The organism is Streptomyces sp. NPDC044033 (assembly GCF_056434425.1).
In genome coordinates this window covers 184,639-205,204 of sequence record NZ_JBWKFF010000015.1, presented here as the reverse complement: position 1 = coordinate 205,204, position 20,566 = coordinate 184,639, and the positions used below count along the sequence as shown (strand labels likewise).

19 protein-coding genes and 1 pseudogene are annotated in these 20,566 nt (G+C 73.3%); 11 read left to right on the top strand and 9 right to left on the bottom strand.

What is annotated here, in order from left to right; all coding sequences use genetic code 11:
- Window positions 1-68: 68 nt before the first annotated feature.
- Entirely contained in the window at window positions 69-341 is a 273-nt protein-coding gene (locus AC07AB_RS25640) for a hypothetical protein (protein WP_478571005.1), read from the bottom strand.
- Between the two features lie 289 nt (window positions 342-630).
- On the opposite strand from AC07AB_RS25640, the gene AC07AB_RS25635 reads away from it, so the two are divergent.
- The gene (locus tag AC07AB_RS25635; protein ID WP_478571002.1) at window positions 631-1,431 is read left to right on the top strand and encodes a vWA domain-containing protein; all 801 of its coding nucleotides are present in this window, start codon (window positions 631-633) and stop codon (window positions 1,429-1,431) included.
- Between the two features lie 165 nt (window positions 1,432-1,596).
- Window positions 1,597-2,613: pseudogene (locus tag AC07AB_RS25630) on the top strand (helix-turn-helix transcriptional regulator); the annotation flags it as partial.
- A 199-nt stretch (window positions 2,614-2,812) separates the two neighbouring features.
- On the opposite strand, the gene AC07AB_RS25625 reads toward AC07AB_RS25630, so the two are convergent.
- Window positions 2,813-3,814, bottom strand: a complete 1,002-nt coding sequence (locus tag AC07AB_RS25625) for a sigma-70 family RNA polymerase sigma factor (protein ID WP_478571000.1) — start codon at window positions 3,812-3,814, stop codon at window positions 2,813-2,815.
- Window positions 3,815-3,976: 162 nt separating this feature from the next.
- On the opposite strand from AC07AB_RS25625, the gene AC07AB_RS25620 reads away from it, so the two are divergent.
- From AC07AB_RS25620 to AC07AB_RS25610, 3 genes are all read left to right on the top strand, one after another.
- Window positions 3,977-4,510, top strand: a complete 534-nt coding sequence (locus AC07AB_RS25620; protein ID WP_478570998.1) for an N-acetyltransferase family protein — start codon at window positions 3,977-3,979, stop codon at window positions 4,508-4,510.
- A 181-nt stretch (window positions 4,511-4,691) separates the two neighbouring features.
- On the top strand, window positions 4,692-5,105 hold the full coding sequence (locus tag AC07AB_RS25615) for a hypothetical protein (protein ID WP_478570996.1): 414 nt from the start codon (window positions 4,692-4,694) through the stop codon (window positions 5,103-5,105).
- A gap of 92 nt (window positions 5,106-5,197) precedes the next feature.
- Entirely contained in the window at window positions 5,198-6,256 is a 1,059-nt protein-coding gene (locus AC07AB_RS25610; protein WP_478570993.1) for a questin oxidase family protein, read from the top strand.
- Between the two features lie 106 nt (window positions 6,257-6,362).
- On the opposite strand, the gene AC07AB_RS25605 is transcribed toward AC07AB_RS25610, so the two are convergent.
- A complete protein-coding gene (locus tag AC07AB_RS25605) occupies window positions 6,363-7,130 on the bottom strand; it encodes a dioxygenase family protein (protein WP_478571096.1) in 768 nt (255 codons plus the stop codon).
- A gap of 171 nt (window positions 7,131-7,301) precedes the next feature.
- Here AC07AB_RS25605 and AC07AB_RS25600 point away from each other — a divergent pair, with 171 nt between their 5' ends.
- Entirely contained in the window at window positions 7,302-7,799 is a 498-nt protein-coding gene (locus AC07AB_RS25600) for a MarR family winged helix-turn-helix transcriptional regulator (RefSeq protein ID WP_478570991.1), read from the top strand.
- Window positions 7,800-8,102: 303 nt separating this feature from the next.
- Here the strand turns inward: AC07AB_RS25600 and AC07AB_RS25595 are convergent, their stop codons facing one another.
- The 3 genes from AC07AB_RS25595 to AC07AB_RS25585 form a co-directional block, all read right to left on the bottom strand.
- On the bottom strand, window positions 8,103-9,620 hold the full coding sequence (locus AC07AB_RS25595) for an MFS transporter (RefSeq protein WP_478570989.1): 1,518 nt from the start codon (window positions 9,618-9,620) through the stop codon (window positions 8,103-8,105).
- A gap of 170 nt (window positions 9,621-9,790) precedes the next feature.
- Complete coding sequence (locus AC07AB_RS25590) at window positions 9,791-10,444, bottom strand: TetR/AcrR family transcriptional regulator (RefSeq protein ID WP_478570986.1); 654 nt, start codon at window positions 10,442-10,444, stop codon at window positions 9,791-9,793.
- A 13-nt stretch (window positions 10,445-10,457) separates the two neighbouring features.
- A complete protein-coding gene (locus AC07AB_RS25585) occupies window positions 10,458-10,598 on the bottom strand; it encodes a hypothetical protein (RefSeq protein WP_478570983.1) in 141 nt (46 codons plus the stop codon).
- A 363-nt stretch (window positions 10,599-10,961) separates the two neighbouring features.
- Here AC07AB_RS25585 and AC07AB_RS25580 point away from each other — a divergent pair, with 363 nt between their 5' ends.
- From AC07AB_RS25580 to AC07AB_RS25570, 3 genes are all read left to right on the top strand, one after another.
- Window positions 10,962-12,245 (top strand): M6 family metalloprotease domain-containing protein, encoded by a 1,284-nt coding sequence (locus tag AC07AB_RS25580; RefSeq protein ID WP_478570980.1) that lies wholly within the window; start codon window positions 10,962-10,964, stop codon window positions 12,243-12,245.
- A gap of 132 nt (window positions 12,246-12,377) precedes the next feature.
- Entirely contained in the window at window positions 12,378-13,688 is a 1,311-nt protein-coding gene (locus AC07AB_RS25575) for a M6 family metalloprotease domain-containing protein (protein WP_478570978.1), read from the top strand.
- A gap of 182 nt (window positions 13,689-13,870) precedes the next feature.
- Window positions 13,871-14,785: a universal stress protein gene (locus AC07AB_RS25570; RefSeq protein ID WP_478570975.1), complete on the top strand. Its 915-nt coding sequence runs from the start codon at window positions 13,871-13,873 to the stop codon at window positions 14,783-14,785.
- 128 nt (window positions 14,786-14,913) lie between these two features.
- Here AC07AB_RS25570 and AC07AB_RS25565 read toward each other — a convergent pair whose 3' ends face one another.
- Complete coding sequence (locus AC07AB_RS25565) at window positions 14,914-15,534, bottom strand: TetR family transcriptional regulator (RefSeq protein WP_478570972.1); 621 nt, start codon at window positions 15,532-15,534, stop codon at window positions 14,914-14,916.
- Window positions 15,535-15,657: 123 nt separating this feature from the next.
- Here AC07AB_RS25565 and AC07AB_RS25560 point away from each other — a divergent pair, with 123 nt between their 5' ends.
- Together AC07AB_RS25560 and AC07AB_RS25555 are read left to right on the top strand one after the other, a co-directional pair.
- Complete coding sequence (locus tag AC07AB_RS25560; protein WP_478570970.1) at window positions 15,658-15,807, top strand: hypothetical protein; 150 nt, start codon at window positions 15,658-15,660, stop codon at window positions 15,805-15,807.
- A 3-nt stretch (window positions 15,808-15,810) separates the two neighbouring features.
- Window positions 15,811-16,155, top strand: a complete 345-nt coding sequence (locus tag AC07AB_RS25555; protein ID WP_478570967.1) for a hypothetical protein — start codon at window positions 15,811-15,813, stop codon at window positions 16,153-16,155.
- Between the two features lie 9 nt (window positions 16,156-16,164).
- On the opposite strand, the gene lhpI is transcribed toward AC07AB_RS25555, so the two are convergent.
- Window positions 16,165-17,115 carry a bifunctional Delta(1)-pyrroline-2-carboxylate/Delta(1)-piperideine-2-carboxylate reductase gene (gene lhpI, locus AC07AB_RS25550; RefSeq protein ID WP_478570965.1) on the bottom strand — a complete coding sequence of 317 codons (951 nt, stop codon included), beginning with the start codon at window positions 17,113-17,115 and terminating at the stop codon, window positions 16,165-16,167.
- 20 nt (window positions 17,116-17,135) lie between these two features.
- The gene (locus AC07AB_RS25545; protein ID WP_478570963.1) at window positions 17,136-20,543 is read right to left on the bottom strand and encodes a molybdopterin-dependent oxidoreductase; all 3,408 of its coding nucleotides are present in this window, start codon (window positions 20,541-20,543) and stop codon (window positions 17,136-17,138) included.
- Window positions 20,544-20,566 lie beyond the last annotated feature (23 nt).

Genomic DNA, 20,566 nt, shown 5'->3' with positions numbered 1-20,566 from the left:
CAGTCAACGGCGGACAGCGGTCAGCAGCGGACAGCGGTCAGCAGCGGAAAGCCGTCAGCGGAGAAAGCTCAGCGGCGGAAAGGGGCCTTCCACTGGCGTACGAGCCCGGCGAACGCCTCGCGTTCGGCGGGCGTCAGCTCCACGCTCTCCATCGGATGCGGCGTCGCGGGCGTCGCCGGCTCGGCCGGAGGCGCCTCGGCGGACTGCGGCGGCCCCGCCCAGGGCAGCGGCGACGCGGCGCCCCGCCGCGCGGTACGGACCAGCCCCACCGCCAGGAAGACGATGGCGGCGAGCAGCACGGCCAGGCCGATCTGCTGGGGAAGCGCGGCAGCGGCGAACATATCGTCAGTTAACACCAGCCCCAGGACTTTCGGGAGGGGCCAAGGGGAACGGAATTCACCCTGCCAGGTCCGCCCCCGCGACACGGGCCGCACCGACCGGCCCCGCCCCCACAGCAGGGGACCGCACCGATCGGCCCCGCCCCCCGCGACAGGGGGCCGCAGCGGCCGTACGCGCCCCGCGCCTTGGGATCGCGCCGACCGTACGTACCACCGCGCCCGAACCCCCCGCGAGTTGGACGTACCGTGCCCGAAGCGGTGATTCGTCCGCAGCATGCCCAAGGGGAGTCTCATGACCATCGACTACACCAAGCGCCCCGCCGCGCCCACGATCGACTACACCAGGCGCCGCGCCGCCCCCGCCCCCGCCCCCGCCCCGGCGATCGACCTGACGAAGGTTCAGTCCGCGGCGCCCCGGCTGGTCGACCTGTACAAGTCCGCCCGCGTCTCCCTGGAGAAGGCCGGGATGGCGGGCCGGCGGGCCGCGGTCTATCTGGTCCTGGACCGCTCCGGCAGCATGCGCGGCTACTACAAGGACGGCAGCGTCCAGCACCTCGCCGAACGGGCGCTGGGCCTGTCCGCGAACCTCGACGACGACGGCACCGTGCCGGTGGTGTTCTTCTCCACCGAGGTCGACGGCATCGCCGACCTCGGCCTGAGCGACTACGAAGGGCGCGTCAACGCGCTGCACGACGGTTACGGGCACATGGGCCGCACCAACTACCACCTGGCCATGCAGGCCGTCATCGACCACTACGCCGAATCCGGCGCCACGGACCCCGCCTTCGTCATCTTCCAGACCGACGGCGGCCCCACCTCCCGCGCCGCCGCCGAACACGTCCTGTGCACGGCCGCCCGGCTGCCGATCTTCTGGCAGTTCGTCGCGTTCGGGAACCCCGAGGACAAGCAGTTCGACTTCCTGCGCCGCCTGGACGACCTGCCCGTGCCCGCCAAGCGCGTCATCGACAACGCCGGCTTCTTCCCCGCCGGCGCCGATCCGCGCTCGCTGTCGGACGCCGAGCTGTACCACCGGCTCACGTGGGAGTTCTCTTCCTGGATATCCGCCGCGACAGAAGCCGGCATCATCTCCTGAGCCTGCCGGCCTGAGTCTGCTGGCCTGAGTCTGCTGGCCCGAGCCTGCCGGTCTGAGTCTGCCGACCCGGGGCCTGACGACCCGAGTCCGCCGCCCCCGACTACGGCACCGCTCGTACGGCATCAAGGTCACGCCCTGTCCGCATTGCCGGGCATGCTGGGCGGCATGACCGACACCCCCGGGCGCCTGCTGAACCTGCTCTCGCTGCTCCAGACGCCGCGGGAGTGGCCGGGCAGCGAGCTCGCCGAGCGGCTCCGGGTCAGCGTGCGCACCATCCGCCGCGACATCGACCGGCTGCGTGAGCTGGGCTACCCGGTCCGGGCCACGCTGGGCTCGGTCGGCGGCTACCGCCTGGTCGCCGGGGCCGCCATGCCGCCCCTCGTCCTCGACGACGAGGAGGCGGTGGCCATCGCGGTGGGGCTGCGTACGGGCGCGAACCATGCCGTCGAGGGCGTCGAGGAGGCGTCCGTACGGGCCCTGGCCAAGCTGGAACAGGTGCTGCCCGCCCGGCTGCGTCACCGGGTCGGCACCCTCCAGGCGGCGACCGTCGCGCTCTCCCTCGACAGCGGCACGGCGGTCGATCCGCACGCGCTGACCGTCATGGCCGCCGCCGCGATCAGCCACGAGCGGCTGCGGTTCGGCTACCGGGCGGGCGACGGGGCCGAGACGCGGCGGCACGTCGAGCCGTACCGGCTGGTGTGCACCGGGCACCGCTGGTACCTCGTCGCGTATGACATCGACCGTACGGACTGGCGCACCTTCCGTGTCGACCGGCTGCGGGAGCCGCTGGCGACGGGCGCCCGGTTCGCGCCGCGCGAGTTGCCCGCCGCCGACGCCGCCGCGTTCGTCGCCCGCTCACTGGCCGGTGTGCGCCAGGGCCCCGAGGCCGTGGTGACGCTGCACGAGTCCGCCGAAGCGCTGGCAGGGCGGCTGCCGGAGTCGTTCCGCCTGTCCCCGCTCGACGAGCGCAGCTGTCTGCTGCGGACCGATGACGCCCGTCTCGACTGGCTGGCGGTGCGTCTGACGCTGCTCGGCTGCGATTTCGAGGTGCACGCGCCACAAGAACTGACCGAGCTGCTGCGAGAACTGGGGGGCGCGCATCAACCGCGCGGTGGGCCCGCGCGGCGCCGACCCCGCAACGGCCTGAGCCGGGCCCGGACGGAACCACCGCCGACCCGGGCGGAACCGCAACGGCCTGAGTCGGCCCGGACGGAAACCCGCGCCTCCGACCCGGACAGAACCGCACCATCTGGCCCGGGCCCGGACAGAGCCCGGGAAAGGGAGAGCCCCGGCGCAGGGGGGGTAGCGCCGGGGCTCGTTCGTGGGGCCGGCCCCATGAGGGCCGGCCGGTGGTGGGCTCGCCCGGCAAGCGGGCGGCCGCTCACGCCGCCGCGTCGAAGCCGGTGTCGTGGGCCATCTTCTTCAGCTCCAGCAGCGCGTGCTTCTCGATCTGCCGGATGCGCTCGCGCGTCAGGCCGTGCTGCTTGCCGACCTCGGTCAGCGTACGCTCGCGCCCGTCCTCGATGCCGTACCGCGCCTTGATGATGGAGGCGGTGCGGTGGTCGAGCCGGCCGATGAGGTCTTCCAGCTCCTCGCTGCGCAGCAGCGTCAGCACGGACTGCTCCGGCGAGACCGCGGAGGTGTCCTCCAGCAGATCACCGAACTGCGTCTCGCCCTCGTCGTCCACCGACATGTTCAGGCTGACCGGGTCGCGGGCCCAGTCGAGCACGTCCGAGACGCGCTCCGGCTTGGTGTCGAGCTCCGCGGCGATCTCCGCGTGCTCGGGGTCGCGGCCGTTCTCCCGGTTGAACTCGCGCTGCACGCGACGGATCCGGCCCAGCTCCTCGACGAGGTGCACGGGCAGCCGGATCGTGCGGGACTGATCGGCGATGGACCGCGTGATGGCCTGCCGGATCCACCACGTCGCGTACGTGGAGAACTTGAAGCCCTTCGCGTAGTCGAACTTCTCGACGGCGCGGACCAGGCCGGCGTTGCCCTCCTGGATCAGGTCCAGCAGGGGCAGCCCGCTGCGCGGGTACCGGCGGGCGACGGCGACGACGAGGCGCAGGTTGGACTTGATGAAGACGTCCTTCGCGCGGGCGCCCTCGGCCGCGAGGGCCTCAAGCTCCCCGCGCTTCGCCTTGACGGCGCTGTTCTCTTCGATCTGGCCGTCCAGAATCTGCTGGGCGTAGACGCCCGCCTCGATGGTCTGGGACAGCTCGACTTCCTTGGCGGCGTCGAGCAGGGGCGTACGCGCTATCTCGTCGAGGTACATGCCGACCAGGTCGCGGTCGGCGATCTCCCCGCCTACAGCGCGAACACTGCTTACCCCGTCAGTACCCTTGGCAGCGGTCTGACGACGGGCGACGGCACGGGTTGCCATGCGTGCTCCCTTGCGATGAGTCGGTCGCGGGATGGGGTGCGGAACTCCCTGCCGGGTGCCCCGTCCGTTGGAAAGAACGACTGGAATCCGGACAGAATTCCCAAGCCGCGCTCATATTTTTGTGATCATGCAGTACCCTGTGCCGCCACAGAGGGGAGTCCCGTGGTGTCGGAACTGCAGGAAGTGCAGGTCAGGCCGGGCGTCGCCGGAGACCTCAGCGCTCTCACCGACCTCTACAACCACTACGTCCGTGAGACGCCGATCACGTTCGACACCACTCCGTTCACACCGGAGGGGCGCCGTCCTTGGCTGCTCTCCTACCCAGAAGACGGCCCACATCGCCTTCTGGTTGCGCAGGAGTCGCAGAGCGGCCGGATTCTGGGTTACGCCACCAGCGGTCCGTTCCGCGCGAAGGCCGCCTACGCCACCTCCGTCGAGACCACCGTCTACTGCGCGGCCGAGGCGGGCGGCCACGGCGTCGGGACGCTTCTCTACAAGGCGCTCTTCGAGGCTCTGGCCGAGGAGGACGTGCACCGCGCCTACGCGGGGATCTCCCAGCCGAACGAGCCCTCGCACCGGCTGCACCGGCGCTTCGGCTTCGAGCCGATCGGCACGTACCGCGAGGTGGGCCGGAAATTCGGCCGCTACTGGGACGTGACCTGGTACGAGAAGGACCTGTCCGCGGCCGCACGCTGAACCGGCGCGGAGCCGCTCCCGCCCCGCCTGCGACTGCCCCGCCTGCGACTACCCCGCCTGCGACTGCCCCTCCCCGCCCGGGGCCGGGCCGCTGATCCAGTTGACGGGCTCCCCGGGCAGGTGTGCTCTGGAGATGAGGACACGAGAGAGCACGAGGAGGGGCCTGCGAAAGGAGCCCGCCATGCAGACACCCGCTCACCACCACGGAGCCACCGCGGCCCGCCCGCACCACCACCCGCACGTCTCGGCCGGCGCGGCCCTGCCGGTCACCGCGGCCCTGGTCTACGGCCTGTACGTCCTCTTCCTCGACCACAGCAACGGCGGCTCCTGGGGCCGGGCCGCGCTCCTCGCGCTGGTGGCGGCCGCGGTCACCGGCGCCCTCGGGCTGCTGCTGGTCCGCCGCCGGTCGGCCATGAGGACCGAGGTACGGGCGCTCGCCTTCGGCGCGCTCTTCGGCTGTGCCATGGGGTTCCTCTACAGCCTGACGGGCCCGTCCGTGCTGCGGTCCGTCACGATGGGGCTGGTACTCGGCGGCGCGCTGGCCCTGGTGTCGCTGTACGTCTTCCGCGCCCACGAGCCGGGCGTGACGCGCTGAGCGCGGGACCACGGACCCACCGCCCCGTCCGACCAGGGGTGTAGGGCCTCGGACCGTTACGGGCCCGGTGCCCGCCGACCTAGCCTCGGCGCATGGAGACCACGAACGGGAACGGCACACTCGACGAGGCCCTTGAGCGGCTGCACGCCTCGGGGCCGGAGTTCAACGGACACCTCAGCAACCACGGCCCGATGGCCGTCGAGGCGATGGCCCGGCACGGCCGGTCCGCCGCCGTGCACGGCTGGCTCGACGCGTACGAGACGAAGCTGGACGAGGTTCCGAGCGCCCGGGTCCGGATCACCGACACCGACTGGCGCGAGGCGCTGGGCGACATCGGCCGGGTCGCCGACTGGAGCGCGTACATCGGCGAGCAGCTCGCCGAGCGGCCCTGGCGCGAGGTGCTGGCCGAGTGGTGGCCGCGGCTGCTGCCCGGCATCGCGGGCGCCGCGACCCACCCGGTCATCCGGGTGGGGCACGCGGTACGCACCCTGCTGGAGGAGGGCGAGGACGCGCCGCGCCGCGCGGAGCTGGCGCACGCCATCGGTTACTGGGCCGCCCGCCATCTGACGCTGCCCGTCGCCGTACGCCCCTCGGGCGGCGCGTCGCCCACCGCGGCCCTGGCCGCCCTCCCCCGCGTCGCCGACCAGAAGGCAGGCGTCGCGGGCGGCTACGCGCAGCTCCCGGGCACCTCCGGCTGGCTGGCGACCGTCGATTCGCTGCGCGTACCCGAGGGCCCCGAGGCGGTGCGCGAGCAGCTGACCGCGCTCGTACGGGCCGCGACCCTCAACTACGCCGACTACGGGCACGGCAACGGCGTCATGCTGGTGCACGCCGCGACCGCCCCGAACGCCGTGCTGCGCACCCTGCCCGCCCTCCCCGAGGAGCTGTGGGGCGCGTCGCTCGCCACGGCCTGGGCGGCCACCGCGGCGGTCACCTCCATCTACGCCGCCGACACCCCGCGCCCCGCGCCTGACGCGTCCTCGCTCACGCCCGAGGAGGTCTTCGAGCGGGCGGTCGCGCACGGCGACGAGCACGCGATCAAGTTCGCGGACACCGCGCTGGACGTGGCGGCCGGGGCCGAGGACGGCGACACCCGCGCCCTGTCGGCCGCCCTGAACGCGCTGCGGCTGATCGATCCGGAGGACGGCTGATCAGCCCGCGTGGATCACCCCAGGCAGATCGCCCTGGGCGGATCACCCCGCGCAGATCGCCCCGGGAAAGAAGGCGGCTGACCGCTCCGGCACGGGCGCGGACCGCTCACCCGAACTGAAGCGACCGCTTCGCCAGCCCCATCCAGAAGCCGTCGATGACGCTGCGCGCCCCATCGAGGTCGCCGGCGGCGTCGGCGGCTCCGAGCGTGACGAACAGGGGCGCGAAGTGCTCGGTGCGCGGGTGTGCCAGCCGGCCCGCCGGGGCCTTGCGCTCGAAGTCCAGGAGGGCGTCCACGTCCCCCGCCGCCAGCGCCCGGTGCCCCCAGTCGTCGAACTCGGCCGACCACGCGGGCGGCTTCGGCCCCGCGTGCCGCAGCGCGGCGAGGTTGTGGGTGAAGAAGCCGCTGCCGACGATCAGCACGCCCTCGTCGCGCAGCGGCGCGAGGCGGCGGCCGATGTCCATCAGCCGGCGCGGGTCGAGGGAGGGCATGGAGACCTGGAGCACGGGGATGTCGGCGTCCGGGTACATCTCGGCGAGCGGGACGTACGCGCCGTGGTCCAGCCCCCGGTCGGGGATGTCCTGTACGGGCGTGCCGGCCGCGCGGAGCGTGGCGCGCACCCGGTCCGCGAGCCGCGGCGCACCCGGGGCCGCGTACCGCACCCGGTAGTAGTGCTCGGGGAAGCCCCAGAAGTCGTACACCAGCGGCACGGTCTCGGTGGCGGCGAGGGCGAGCGGCGCCTCCTCCCAGTGCGCTGAGATCATCAGTATCGCGGTGGGCCGGGGCAGTCCGGCGGACCAAGCGGCGAGCTGGCCGGGCCACAGCGCGTCGTCGGCGAGCGGCGGCGCACCGTGCGAGAGATAGAGGGCGGGCATACGCCCGTCGGCCGCGGGCTCGAACGCGCCGGCGGCCTCGGAGACGGGAATGGTGGCGGACACGTGCCTCTCCATGATTCCGGGTACTTGAACTCTCAAGCTAGTACCTGCACCCTAGCCCGAAGTTGTTTAAACTTCAAGAATCCAGCATCGAATGAAACAGTGGACGCCATGACGAACCAACCCGCGGCAGAGACTCGCTGGCTCAGCGACGAGGAGCAGAGCATCTGGCGCGCGTACCACCACGCCTGGACCCTCCTCGAAGACCATCTCGACCGCCAGCTGCAACGCGACGCCGGGATGCCGCACATCTACTACGGCCTGCTCGTCCAGCTCTCCGACGCCCCACGGCGCCGGATGCGCATGACCGATCTCGCCCAGAGCGCCAAGATCACCCGGTCCCGCCTCTCGCACGCCGTCTCCCGGCTGGAGAAGAACGGCTGGGTCCGTCGCGAGAACTCCCCCGACGACAGGCGCGGCCAGCTCGCCGTCCTCACCGATGAGGGGTTCGAGGTCCTCAAGGCGACCGCGCCGGGCCATGTCGCGGCCGTGCGCGCGGCCATCTTCGACCGGCTCACCCCCGAGCAGGCCAAGTCGCTCGGCGAGATCTGCCGGGTGATGGCCGAGGGCCTCCAACCGGAGGGCGCCGACCTGCCCTGGCTGCGCTGACGCGCACGCGCCGCACGCCGGACACCGCGAACGCCGGACCGCGCCGCACGCCGGACACCGAGCGGGATCACGACGCGGTACGGGACCCCGGCGCGGTACGGGACCCCGGCGCCGTACGGAACACCGGCGCCGTACGGGCGTGACACCCCCACATGCCCGTAACGCCGCAGTACGCCCCCACCGCCGGCGTACGCCCGTAGCGCCGCGCGGTACGTCCGCGACGACCGGCGCACGCAGAAGGCCCCTGCACGGCAGGGGCCTTTCACGTGTGTACGAGCGGTCCTCGCCCCCGTACGGATCGGGTCAGTGCGCCATCACCGGAATGGCGTCTTCCAGCGCGACCTCGCCGTCGCTGGAACCGGCCGGAGCGCCGCCCTGGTGACCGGCGTTGACGAACACGAACGCGATCGCCGAGGACAGCAGGAGGATGCCGAACGCCCACCAGATGGCGACCGAGGTGCCGTGCATCATGGCGTCGAGCTTGAGCGCCTGGATGGACGCGGGCGTCCTGGCGGACGCCATGTGCGACGTCGCGTACGCGGTGGTGGCGCTGGCCGCGACGGTGTTCAGGAGCGCGGTGCCGATCGCGCCGCCGACCTGCTGCGAGGTGTTGACCATCGCGGAGGCGATACCGGCGTCGCGCGGCTGCACGCCGTGCGTGGCGAGGCTCATGGCCGGCATGAAGGCCGTGCCCATGCCGAGGCCCATCATGACCAGGCCGGGCAGGATCAGCCACGGGTAGGAGCTGCCCGCGCTGAGCTGGGTCAGGACCAGCAGGCCCATGGAGGCGAGCAGGAAGCCCGGCCCCATCAGCCAGCGCGCCGGAACGCGGGTCATCAGCCGCGCGCCGATCTGCGTCGAGCCGGTGATCATGCCCGCGACCATCGGGAGGAAGGCCAGCCCGGTGGTGACCGGGGTGTAGCCCTTCACGACCTGGAGGTAGTAGGTCAGGAAGAGGAACAGGCCGAACATGCCGATGACGGCGAGCCCGAGCGCGAGGTAGATACCGCCGCGGTTGCGGTCGAGCACGACGCGCAGCGGCAGCAGCGGGCTCTTCACCCGCGACTCGACGGCCACGAAGGTGGCGAGCAGCACGACGGCCGCGACGAACAGGCCGATGGTGGTCCCGGAGCCCCAGCCGTCTGACTCGGCGCGGGTGAAGCCGTAGACCAGCGAGACCAGGCCGAGGCTGGCCAGGAGGACGCCGGGGACGTCGAGCCGGGAGGGGTTCCGGCTGCCGGCGGGCTCACGGATCACGAAGATCGCGCCGGCCGCGGCGATGGCGGCGAAGGGGATGTTCACGAAGAACGTCCAGCGCCAGTCCAGGTACTCGGTGAGCACGCCGCCGAGGAAGAGGCCGATGGCCGCGCCACCGCCGGCGATGGCGCCGAAGATACCGAACGCCTTCGCGCGCTCCTTGGCCTCCGTGAACAGCACCGCGAGCAGCGACAGGGCGGCGGGCGCGAGCAGGGCGCCGAAGATGCCCTGGAGCGCGCGGGCGCCGAGCAGCATCCCGGTGTTGCTCGCGATGCCGCCGAGCGCGGAGGCGACGGCGAAGCCGACGAGGCCGATCAGGAAGGCCCGCTTGCGGCCCCACAGGTCGGCGACGCGCCCGCCGAAGAGCAGCAGCCCGCCGAAGGCGAGGGCGTAAGCCGTGATGACCCACTGCCGGTTGCCGTCCGAGATGCCGAGGTCGGCCTGGGCGGAGGGCAGCGCGATGTTCACGATGGTGGCGTCGAGGACGACCATCAGCTGGGCCAGCGCGATGAATATGAGCGCTTTCCAGCGCCGGGGATCGAGTTGACGGACGGTATCTGGCATGGCGGTAGCCACCTAGCGGTGCGGAGGGTGGAAAAGCGGGACACAGGACACGACGTGCGCCGGGGTGCCGGACGTGACACAGGACGTGCGGCGGGCGACGGGTCCGCTGAGCGCTATGGACGACGGTCGGGACGGGCGGATCGGACTGGGCGAGCGGGAGAGAAGCCGGGTCAATGCGTGCGGCGCAGGTCCTCCAGGGTCGCGGCGGCGCCGGTGAGTTCGGAGCGGGCCGGGGTCATCAGGCCGTCCAGGAACAACTGGAGGTGCCGGTGCACGAATTGGTCGAAGTTCAGACAGCCGCTGCCGGGCAGCGGCCGGGTGAGCTGGGTGAGGGCCACCATCAGATCGCCGACGTCGATGTCGGAGCGGAGCCGGCCCACGTCGCGGGCGGCGGCCATCAGCGCCTCGATCGCCCGGTCCAGGCGCTCGCGCGCCTCGGCGAGATCCGGGTGGTCGTGCTCGACGCCGTTGGCGAGCAGCGGGCACAGGGCCCCGATCCGCTCGTCCGCCGCGGCGTGCACGAAGCGCCTCAGCGCCAGGAAGGCATCGGGCTCCTCAGCTCGTGCGCACTCGGCCTGTTCCGCGATGCGGGACATGACCGAGAGGGCGACATGGTGGATCAGCTCGGACCGATCCGCGAAGTGCCGGTACAGAGTGGCATTGCCGAGCCCGGCCCGTCGAGCGATTTCATCGAGCGGGACCTCGACCCCGTTTTCGACGAGCGTCTCGCGGGCCGCCGCGACGATCCGCTCGCGATTGCGCACGGCGTCGGCGCGCAGCCGGGGGTGTGCGGGCTTCGCGACGGGGTTGGCGGCGGCTGCCATCGGGGCACTCCTTTCACTCCGGATTCATCTGCTGGTTCACCTGCTGATTCACCTGCGGACCTGGCTGCCGGCCGACCTGCGGGTCGGCCGCCGACTCGATCCGCGAGCCGATCTGCATGACGGTCCGCGAGCCGGTCTGCCGGTCGGCCCGCAAGTGGGTCTGCGGGTCGGGCCGCGGGCGCGGCGGTCCGGTTCCGTACGGCGATTTCCGTACGTATCGGTAACTTTGCGCCCCGGAACCGGGGACTGATTCCCCGGTTGTGCGGGACGTATCTGTAAACGGGGAAGGGCTCCCCGGATATTTCGCAGGGCGGGTGTGACCTGTGGCACATCCGACAAATCCGGCACGGGGCGTCGCGCTCACCCCCGAATACCGGGCTCCCGCCTCCCGTGCGCGGCGCGCGCCCGACACCCATCTGCCGTAACCGAGAGAGCGCCCGGACACGCTCCGGAACAGGGTGAACACAGAGAGCGCCCGCGCTCAGGCGGCCGCTCCCGCACCACCGAGGTGATCGGCATGTCCCACATAGCCAGCGTGCTCGTGGCCACGACGGTGACGACCGCGCTCGCCCTCCCGCTCACCGCGCCCTCGCCCGCCGGGGCGACCCCGCCCGGCGCCCGCTCGGCGCCGCCCGCGGCAGTGGCCGCCGACCGCCCGTACGGTCCGTGCGCGCTCACCGGGATCCAGAACCACGTCTCCGAGGTCGCGCGCACACCGTCGGGGTACGCCAGGTCCAGCGGGACGGTGCGGGCCATCACCCTCTTCATCGACTTCCCCGACGCCCCGGCCACCGGCACGGTGAGCGAGCGGTACGGCGAGTTCTTCCCCCGGGCCGCGGACTTCTTCCGTACCGCCTCGTACGGGCGGCTGGACTACCGCACCACGGCGCACGCCCGCTGGATACGGATGTCCCGGCCGTTCACCGCGTACGGCATCGGGCGCGGCACGCCCTTCGACCCCGCCTCCGACAGCGGCTACTACGCGATATCCAAGGAGATACTCGCCGCCGTCGACAACGACGTCGACTTCAGCCGGTACGACGTCATCAACGTCCTGGCCACCCCGAACGCCGGGCCGCCCGCCACCGAGACCGTCCTGTCCGTCACCTTCAGCGGCGGACCGCTGGGGCTCGACACCGATGACGGCGTCCCCTTCACCAACGCCTCCTTCATCTGGAGCCGGCAGACCGGCGACAGCGCCTTCCGGGTCCTCAACCACGAGGTCGGGCACGCCTTCGGCCTCCCCGACCTCTACTACACCGGCGAGACCGCGCACTCTCCGCCCGTCGGGCACTGGGACCCCATGGACGAGGACTGGGGGCCGTCCAACGACTTCCTCGCCTGGCACAAATGGAAGCTGGGCTGGCTGCGCGCAGGGCAGGTGCACTGCGTGCCGCGAGCCGGCACCGGCACCGGCACCGGCACCAGGACCAGCACCCACACGCTGACCCCCACCACGACCGCGGGCGGCACCAAGCTCGTCGCCGTCCCGCTCTCCGACAGCCGCGCCATCACCGTCGAGGCCCGCGCCCGGGGCCCCCTCGACCCGGCCGTCTGCCGCCCCGGCGTGCTCGTCGCCTCGGTCGACGCCGCCGCGGCCACCGGCACCGGCCCGGTCCGCGTCGCGGACGCCACCCCCGGCAGCGCGGGCTGCGGCGCCGAGGACCCGAACGTGGACCCGGAGCTGAGCGACGCCACGTACCGGACGGGCCAGACGTTCGCGGCCGAGGGCGTCACCGTCGAGGTCCTCGGCCAGGACGACGCCGGCCGCTGGCGCGTGCGCGTCACCTCGGAGCGCTGAGCGGGCGCGCCCCGCCGCCCGCCGCACCCGCCGCGCCTCCGCGCCCTCGCGCCTTCGCGGCCTCGCGCCCCCGGCGCCCTCGGCCCTTCGCACCCTCGGACCTCCGCACCTTCGGACCGGAAGGGAACCGCCATGGACCCCAGCCGCCCCCCGATACGCGCGCCGCGCCGCGGCAGCGTCCTCGCCGCGACCGCTCTCCTCACCGCCGTCGCCGTGACCGCCGCCGGCTCCTCCCCCACGGCCCCCGCCCCCGCCGCGCCGGGCGCGTCCGCCACGGGGCACCGGCTGCGGGCCGACCCCCGCCCGGGCACCGCCGACCCGGCGACGGACGGGTCCTGCGCGCTCGCCCCCGGCGCCGGCACGCAGATGTCCGAGGGGCTGCCCACCGCCCCCGGCTATGTGCGCGGCACGGGCACGGTCCGCGCGCTCACCCTCGCGATCGACTTCCCGGACGCCCCCGGGCGCGGCACGGCGCGGCAGCGGTACGCGGAGTTCTTCCCGCAGGTCCGGCAGTGGTTCGCGGCCGCCTCGTACGGGCGGCTCGACTACCGCCCCGCGCTGCCCCTCACGCACTGGCTGCGGATGCCGCACCCCTTCCGCTCGTACGGCATCGAGCGCGGCTCCACCTTCGAACCGGGGTACCGGCGGCTGCTGCGCGACCTCGCCCGCGCCGCCGCCGCGGCCCGCCCGGCCGTGGACTTCGGCCCGTACGACCTGGTGAACGTCCTGGTCGCGCCGGACGCCGGGCCGCCCGCCACCGACACCGTGCTGTCCGTCACCTTCAGCGGCAACGCCGACGCGCCCAGCGCCGGCGGCGTGCCGCTCTCCAACGTGTCGTTCATCTACGGGCGGCAGACCGGCCCGAGCGCCTTCCGCGTCCTGAGCCACGAGAACGGGCACGTCTTCGGCCTCCCCGACCTCTATACGGACGGCGGCGGCGGAAACCTGGCCGGGCACTGGGACCTCATGTCGGAGGACTGGGGGCCGGGCAACGACGTCATGGCCTGGCACAAGTGGAAGTTGGGCTGGCTCACCGCGCGGCAGGTCCGCTGCGTCACCGAGCGCGGCGCGCACACCCACCGGCTCGCCCCGCTGAACGCGCCCGGCGGCGGCGTGCGGCTGGTGTTCGTACCGGTGACCCGCCACGGCGGCTACGCCGTGGAGGTCCGCCGCCGCGAGGGCAACGACGAGTCGGTGTGCCGGCCGGGCGTGCTCGTCTCCTGGGTGGACAGCTCGGTGGACACCGGCGGCGGGCCGGTGACGGTCGTGGACTCCACGCCGCACAGCGGCGGTTGCAGCCGCTCGCCCAATGTCGACGCGGAGCTGTCGGACGCGGCGTTCACCCCCGGGCAGGCGTTCACCGACCGGCGGCACGGGGTCCGGATCGAGGTCTCGGGCGGCGGCGGGGGCCGGGACTACGGGGTGCGGGTCACCCGGCGCTGAGACCGCCACTGGCGCCGCTGGGGCAGCCGAGTCCGCTGGAACCACTGGGACCACCGGGGCCACCGAGCCCGTCAGGACTTTCGCCCCTTTTACCCCTCTCGTCAGCGGGAAGGGGTGCCGAAGACGGAGTGATCGAATCCGGACCCGGATTCCGATCCGAACCGACTGAACTGGAGACGCGGATGAGCACCTTGCCGGTGATCGCGGCGGCGGACGGCTCCCCCGACAGCGACCGGGCCCTGCGCTGGGCCGCGGGAGAGGCCCGGCGGCGGGGAGTGCCGCTGGAGGTCGTGCACATCTGGCCGTATGTCACCAAGATGCAGCCCGTGACGCCGGACGCTGTCGTTCCGGTCACCGTGCCGAAGGAGGGCGAGGACCCGGTCCTGAACTCCGCCCGGCAGCTCCTGGAGTCGCTCCCCGGCGACGACCTGCCGGAACTGCGTCTGCGCACCATCGGCGGCGACCCGGCCCACGGCCTGCCGGAGCTGGGCGAGGAGGCCGCGCTGCTGGTGCTCGGCTCGCGCGGGCGCGGCGGGTTCGCCAGTCTGCTGCTCGGCTCCAACGGTCTGGCCTGCGCGGCGCGCGCGGCGAGCCCGGTGGTGGTCGTGCCGCGGCCGGGCGGCGAGGGGGACGGCGCCGCCGACGCCGACGGACGCTCGTACAGGCGGGTCACGCTCGGCCTCGCGCCCTCCCCCGAGGCGAACGCGGCGACCGGCTTCGCCTTCGAGGCGGCGGCGCGGTCGGGCTCGGTGCTCCAGGTGGTCTCGGGCTACCCGGAGCCGGTGACGCTGGCGAGCGCGTACGAGTTCGTGCTGCCGTACGAGCGGGAGACCGCGGAGTTCGCCGCGTCGCTCAGCCACGAGGTGAGCGTGCACCTCGCCCCGCACCGCGAGCGCCATCCCGATGTCGAGGTGGAGGTGCGCGTCGAACCGGGCGACGCGGCGGGGCAGTTGGTGGACGCGTCACAGGACGCCGACCTCATCGTGGTGGCCCGGCGCCGGCGGCGGCTGGCGATCGGTCACCACCTGGGCTCGGTGGCGCATGCGGTGCTGCTGCACTCGGCGTGCCCGGTCGCGGTCGTGCCCGACTCGGACTGACGGGCGGAGGCGGGCGGGGCGAGTCCGGCTGCCGCCAATGCCGGGTGGGGTTCGGCCTGACTGCCATCTACCGCCAGTCAGGCCGAACCCGGCCGCCGCCCGGGGCCGCCCGGAGCCGGTCGGGCCGCTCAGTCGTCGAGCCAGTGGCGGCGGCCGAGGCTGATCAGCCTCAGCTGCCGCCGCGCCGTGCCCGCGATCCGCTCCGCCTCCTCGGGCTCCGCTTCGAGGAAGGCGGACGCCGTCATCACCAAGTGGTCGACGTAGAGCGCGGCGAGCATGTGCGCGTCCCGCTCGGTCCAGCCCTCCAGCTCCGACTGGGCGCCCAGCGCCTCGGCCACCTCGTCGGCGAACAGCGCCAGTTGCTCGCCTATCGCCTCGCGCACGGCCCGTACGCCGCCGTGCCGTTCGCGTGCGACGAAGCGGACGTGGGCGGGGTGGGCGCGTACGTGCTCGGCGACCACCTCGACGGTGCGGTCGATGCGCTCCTCGGTGGCGACCTGCTCGGCGAGGACCGTACGGATCATCGCGTGCAGACTGCCGAGCGCCTCCTCGACCAGCGCGACGCCGAGGTCGGCCATGTCCCGGAAGTGCCGGTAGAAGGCGGCCGGGGCGACGCCGACGACGCGGGTGACCTCGCGCAGCCCGAGGCTGCTGAGGCTCTGGTCCTCCAGGAGGCGCAGGCCCGCGTCGAGGAGCGCCTGACGGGTCTTCTGCTTCTGGGCCTGCCGGACCCCGGTCGTGTGACTCATATCATTCAGTAAACAACCGTTCTCCGGATTGGGCAACGCTAGACTGAGGAAGTCAGTGAACAGTTGTCATTCCAGTTGTTCACTGACCATCGGATCACGGCCCCCTACCCGGAAAGGCCCGACATGATCTTCCTCGTCGCAGCATTCCTCCTGTTGGGGGTCCTCGTGGGCGCCGCGGCGCACACCCCCCTCCACTTCCTGCTCCCCGCCGCGGCCGCCATCGCCGTATGGCTGCTCGTCTTCACCGTCCGCGAACGTGCAAAGGAGCGCTGACCCATGACCGTCTCCGCACCGGAACGCACCAAGAGCCCGCGCACCACCGAGACCAGCGCGCCGACCGCCCCCGCGCCGACTGCCCCCGCGCCGATCGCCCGCCGCCCGCGGCGCAACGACGCCGACGGCATGGCGGTGGCCTCCTTCGTCCTCGGCCTCGTCGGCCTGCTGGTCTTCAACATCGTCCTCGGCCCCTGCGCCCTGGTTCTCGGAACCCTCGCGCTGGTCCGCTCCACCGGGCGGCGCGGCCGGGCCTGGCTGGGCATCACCCTCGGCGCCGCCGACCTGATCGTCCTCGCGGCGCTGGTCACGGCCGACGGCACCGTCTCATGGAGCATCGGCGGCTGACACGGGCTCTCAGGCCGGCGGAGCGCTCTCCGCCGCCACCCGCTCGTACACGAGCGCCGCCGCGGTCAGATCCGCCACCGCGCCGCCGACGGACTTGAACACCGTGATCTCCCCGGTGTTCTGACGCCCCTTCACCTCGCCCCGGCACAGTTCGGGGAGCGTGCCCGCGATGTCCTCGGCCCGCAGCGCGCCGGAGGCCATCGGCCGCAGCAGATCGCCCGACTCGCGCAGCGCGGTCGGGGTGTCGACGAACACGGTCCCGCGGCGCACGCACTCGTCGTCCGCCTCGCGCATGGAGGGCCGGAAGCTGCCGATGAGGTCGAGGTGGGTGCCGGGCCGCAGCCACTCCCCCTTGATGAGCGGCTCTTCCGCGAGCGTGGCGCAGGTGATGAGGTCGGCCTCGCCGGCCGCCGCCGCGAGGTCGGCGACCGCCCGGGCCGCCATGCCGTCCGCCCGCAGCGCGCCCACGAGCGCCTCGGCCCGCTCCGGCCGCCGGTCGTACACGAGGACCGTCGAGGTGCCGACCGCGCTGCGGTGCGCGGCGGCGGCCAGGCTGCCGATGTGCCCGGTGCCGACGACCAGGTGGACGTCGCTGTCGGGGCGCGCGAGGTAGCCGGCGGCGAGCGCGGAGGTGGCCACGGTGCGCCGCCGGGTGAGTTCGTCGCCGTCGATGAGGGCCAGGTGCTCGCCGGTGACCGCGTCGGCCAGGACGTACGCGGAGGACAGCGCCGGCCGGCCGAGTTCGGAGTTGGTGGGGAAGACGTCGACGAGCTTCACCCCGAGGTATCCGCCCTCGGACCAGGCCGGCATGAGCAGCAGCGTGGCGCCGGGGGCGCCGTCCACGGCGTGGTGGTGGCGGTCGGGCGCGTGCGCGCCGCGGGCGAAGCCGGCACGCAGGGCGGGGATGAGGGCGTCGAACTCCAAGTGCCGCGCGGTCTGTTCGGCGGTGATGTTGAGCATGCGTTCTCCCGGGGGCGCGGTCAGGCGTCCAGTTCGAGGTCGGTGCGGGGAATGGCTTGGCAGGTCAGGCACGTACGCTCGGGCAGGCCGTCGCTGGGCTCGACCCGGTGCGCGACCTCGCCGGAGAGTACGGTCACGGCGCAGCTCTCGCACTGTCCGACACGGCAGCCGCTGGGCAGGGTGAGCCCCTCCCGCTCGGCCACGTCCAGGAGGGTGCCGTCCGTGCCGCGCCAGGTCACCTCCCGGCCCGAGCGGGCGAAGCGCACGGTGTGCCGGGCGTCGTCGGCCACGGCGATCTCGCGCGCGGCGGCGTGGAACTTCTCGGAGAAGATCTCGAAGCGCGGCACGCCCCGCGCCAGCAGGCCGTCGGTCAGGTCCGCGAGCATGTCCTCGGTGCCGCAGAGGTAGAAGCGGGCGCGGCGCCCGATGAGGTCGGCGGCCACGTCGTCGGCGCTCATCCGGCCCGGCCGGTCGTACGTACGGCCCTGGCGGTCGCCGGGCAGCGGGCGGCTGTAGTGGTTGACGACGCGCAGCGCGGGCAGCCGGGCCGCCAGTTCGGCGAGGCGTCCGGCGAAGGCGTGGCCCTCGGAGTTCCGGTTGCCGTAGTGCAGGACGACCTCGGGGACCGTGCCTCCGACGGCGGCCAGCGTCTCCAGATAGCCGAGGAAGGGCGTGATGCCGACGCCGGTGGCCATCAGCACGACGGGGAGTTCGAGGTCGGTGGGGATGGCGAAGTTCCCGTCCGGGCCGGTCGCCGCGACCCGGTCGCCGACGCGCAGCCGCTCGTGCACGAGGCCGGAGAAGCTGCCGCCCGGTACGTGCCGGATCGCGACGCTGTAACCGTCGCGGTCGCCGTCGCTTCTGCGCGCGGGGCCCGTGAGGGAGTAGCTGCGGTCGGCCGCGTCGGGGTGGTGCAGCGTGAGGTGCGCTCCGGCGCGGTGGCCGGGCAGCGGCCGCCCGTCCAGCGGCTCCAGCCGTACGGTCAGCACGTCCGGCGATTCGCGCTCCAGCGCCGCCACCCGGAACTCCCGGCGCCCGCCGTGTCCCGCGCCGTCCTCGTAGGGCCGGATCTCGCAGGAGGCCGACCGCATGGGCACGGAGCCGCTGACGGGGTCGGTGAACTCGTCGTCGATCAGGAGGTTGTAGTTGGCGCTGGGCGCCTCCTCCCCCTCGCCCGCGAGGGCGTCGTACCCGGGCAGCCCGAGGTCGGGCGCGGACTGCCACCAGCCGTATTCGGCGACCGCGACCGAGGGGTGCAGGCTGTCGTCGATACGGGCGCGCATGCGCACGGTGGCGTTGCGGGTCGAGAGCCGCACCCACTGGCCGTCCTGGACGCCGCGCTCGGCGGCGGCCTCCGGCGCCAGGTCGACGGTGGGGTCGGGGGCGCGGCGGCGCAGGGAGGTCAGGGAGCGGTGCTGGCTGTGGCAGTAGTACCCGTTCTTGGCGCAGGTGAGCGTCAGCGGGTAGCGGCCGTCGGGGGCGGCGGGGGGATCGGTGTGGACGGGTACGGGCGGGTAGCCGTGGTCCGCGAGCCGCTGGGAGTACAGCTCGACCCGGCGCGTCGGGGTGTCGAAGCCGGCGACCGTGCCGGAGTCCGTGCGCTCCGCGTACTTGCGGTGCCGGGTGTGCAGCGGCAGCCGGCTGCCGCCGGGGCGTTCGCGCAGTGCGGCGGTGGTGAGCCCGAGGGGGGCCAGCTGGTGGTCCCAGGCCGCCTCGATGTCGCCGCCGAAGAAGTCCTCGCCCATGCCGAGCCGCCCGGCGAGGTCGAAGACGATCTCGTTGTCGGAGCGGGACGCGCCGACGGGGTCCGCCATGCGGGGCCGCATCTGCACCTGTTCCTGGGCGCGTTGACTGGTGCCGAAGCCGACCCTGATCCCTTCGTGCTCCCAGGGGCTGTTCACCGGCAGCACGATGTCGGCCAGTTCGGCGGTCGGGGTGGGGAACAGGTCGAGGTGGACGGCGAACTCCAGGGCGCGCAGGGCCTCGGCGGTCCGCCGCGGGTCGGGCTGGGACATCAGCAGGTTGGCGCCGAAGGCGACCATGGCCCGTACGGGGTAGGGCTCCCCGGTGGTGATGGCCGTGCAGAGGTCGCGGGCGTTCACCCAGCCGTGGGCGGGCGGGCCCAGCGGGTGCTCGCGCAGCCCGAGCGCCTTGGCCCGCTGCTCGGGGGCGAGCTGGCCGAAGTCGGTGGGGGCGTTGACGGGGTGGCTCGGCAGGATGACGTTGCCGCCGGGCGCGTCGAAGCTGCCGGTGAGCGCGTAGAGGGTGGCGATGGCCCGGTCGGTCTGGGTGGCGTTGGTGTGCTGCCCGACGCCGGTCCAGGAGTGGTAGGCGACCGACTCGGCCCGCCCGAGCGCGTCGGCGAACTCGCTGAGCTGATGCTCCGGCACCGTCGTGACCTCGCTGGTGCGCGCGAGGGGCCACCGCGCGGCGGCCTCCGCGTACCGCTCGAAGGCCGGTACGCACTCCACCGGCCCGCTGCGGGTGCCCACCCGGCGCCGGCCGGCCAGCGCGAGCCGTTCGGGGTGCTCGGTCGCGTACGCCGTGTCGCAGACGCGCGGCGCCCGCTCGCTCTCGTCCCAGGCGACGTAGCCGGTGGCGCCCGGCCGGATGTCCTCGGCGCGCAGGAAGCGGCCGGTGTCGGTGCGTACCAGCAGCGGTCCGTTGCTCCACGCGCGCAGAAAGCCGGTGTCGTGCGTGCCGCGCTCCATCAGCAGGTGGGCGAGGCCGAGGGCCAGGGCGGCGTCGGTGCCGGGGAGCACGCGCAGCCAGTGGTCGGCCTGGAGGGCGCTGGTGGAGCGGCGGGGGTCGACCACGGCGAGCTGCTTGCCGCCCGCCCGCGCCCGGCCGAGGGCGGTGGACTGGGCGAGCCAGGTCTTCGCGGGGTTGTGGCCCCACAGGATGGAGAGCTCGGCGGACTCGTAGTCGGCCATGGGCAGGCCGCAGCCGAAGGTGAAGGCGTGCGCGTAGTCCTTGTGCCAGTTGCAGATCTCGGTGGAGTAGCAGATGTTCGGGCTGCCGAAGAGCCGGATGAACCGCTCGATCCAGTCGATGGAGTCGGACAGCGGGGAGCCGCTGGGCGAGGCCACGGCGAAGGCGACCGCCTCGGGGCCGCTCACGGCGCGGATACGGGCAAGCCGCTCGGCGGTCTCGGAGAGCGCCTCCTCCCAGCCGATGGGCCGCCAGCGCGGGTCGGGGTCGGATTTCGGCGTGGTGCGGCGCAGTGGCTCGGTGAGTCTGCGGGGGCTGCGCACGATCTCGGGTGCGGCCCGGCCCTTGGGGCAGAGGGCGGCGCCGGTGGGGTGTTCGGTGTCCGGCTGCACGTCGAGGAGGGCGCCGTCGCGGGTCGTGTACACGGCACCGCACCGGGAGCGGCACAGCGTGCAGTATCCCCGTACCCGCTGGGTGCCCTCGGGCTCCGCGCCCATACATTACCCTCCAGTAGTCGGTT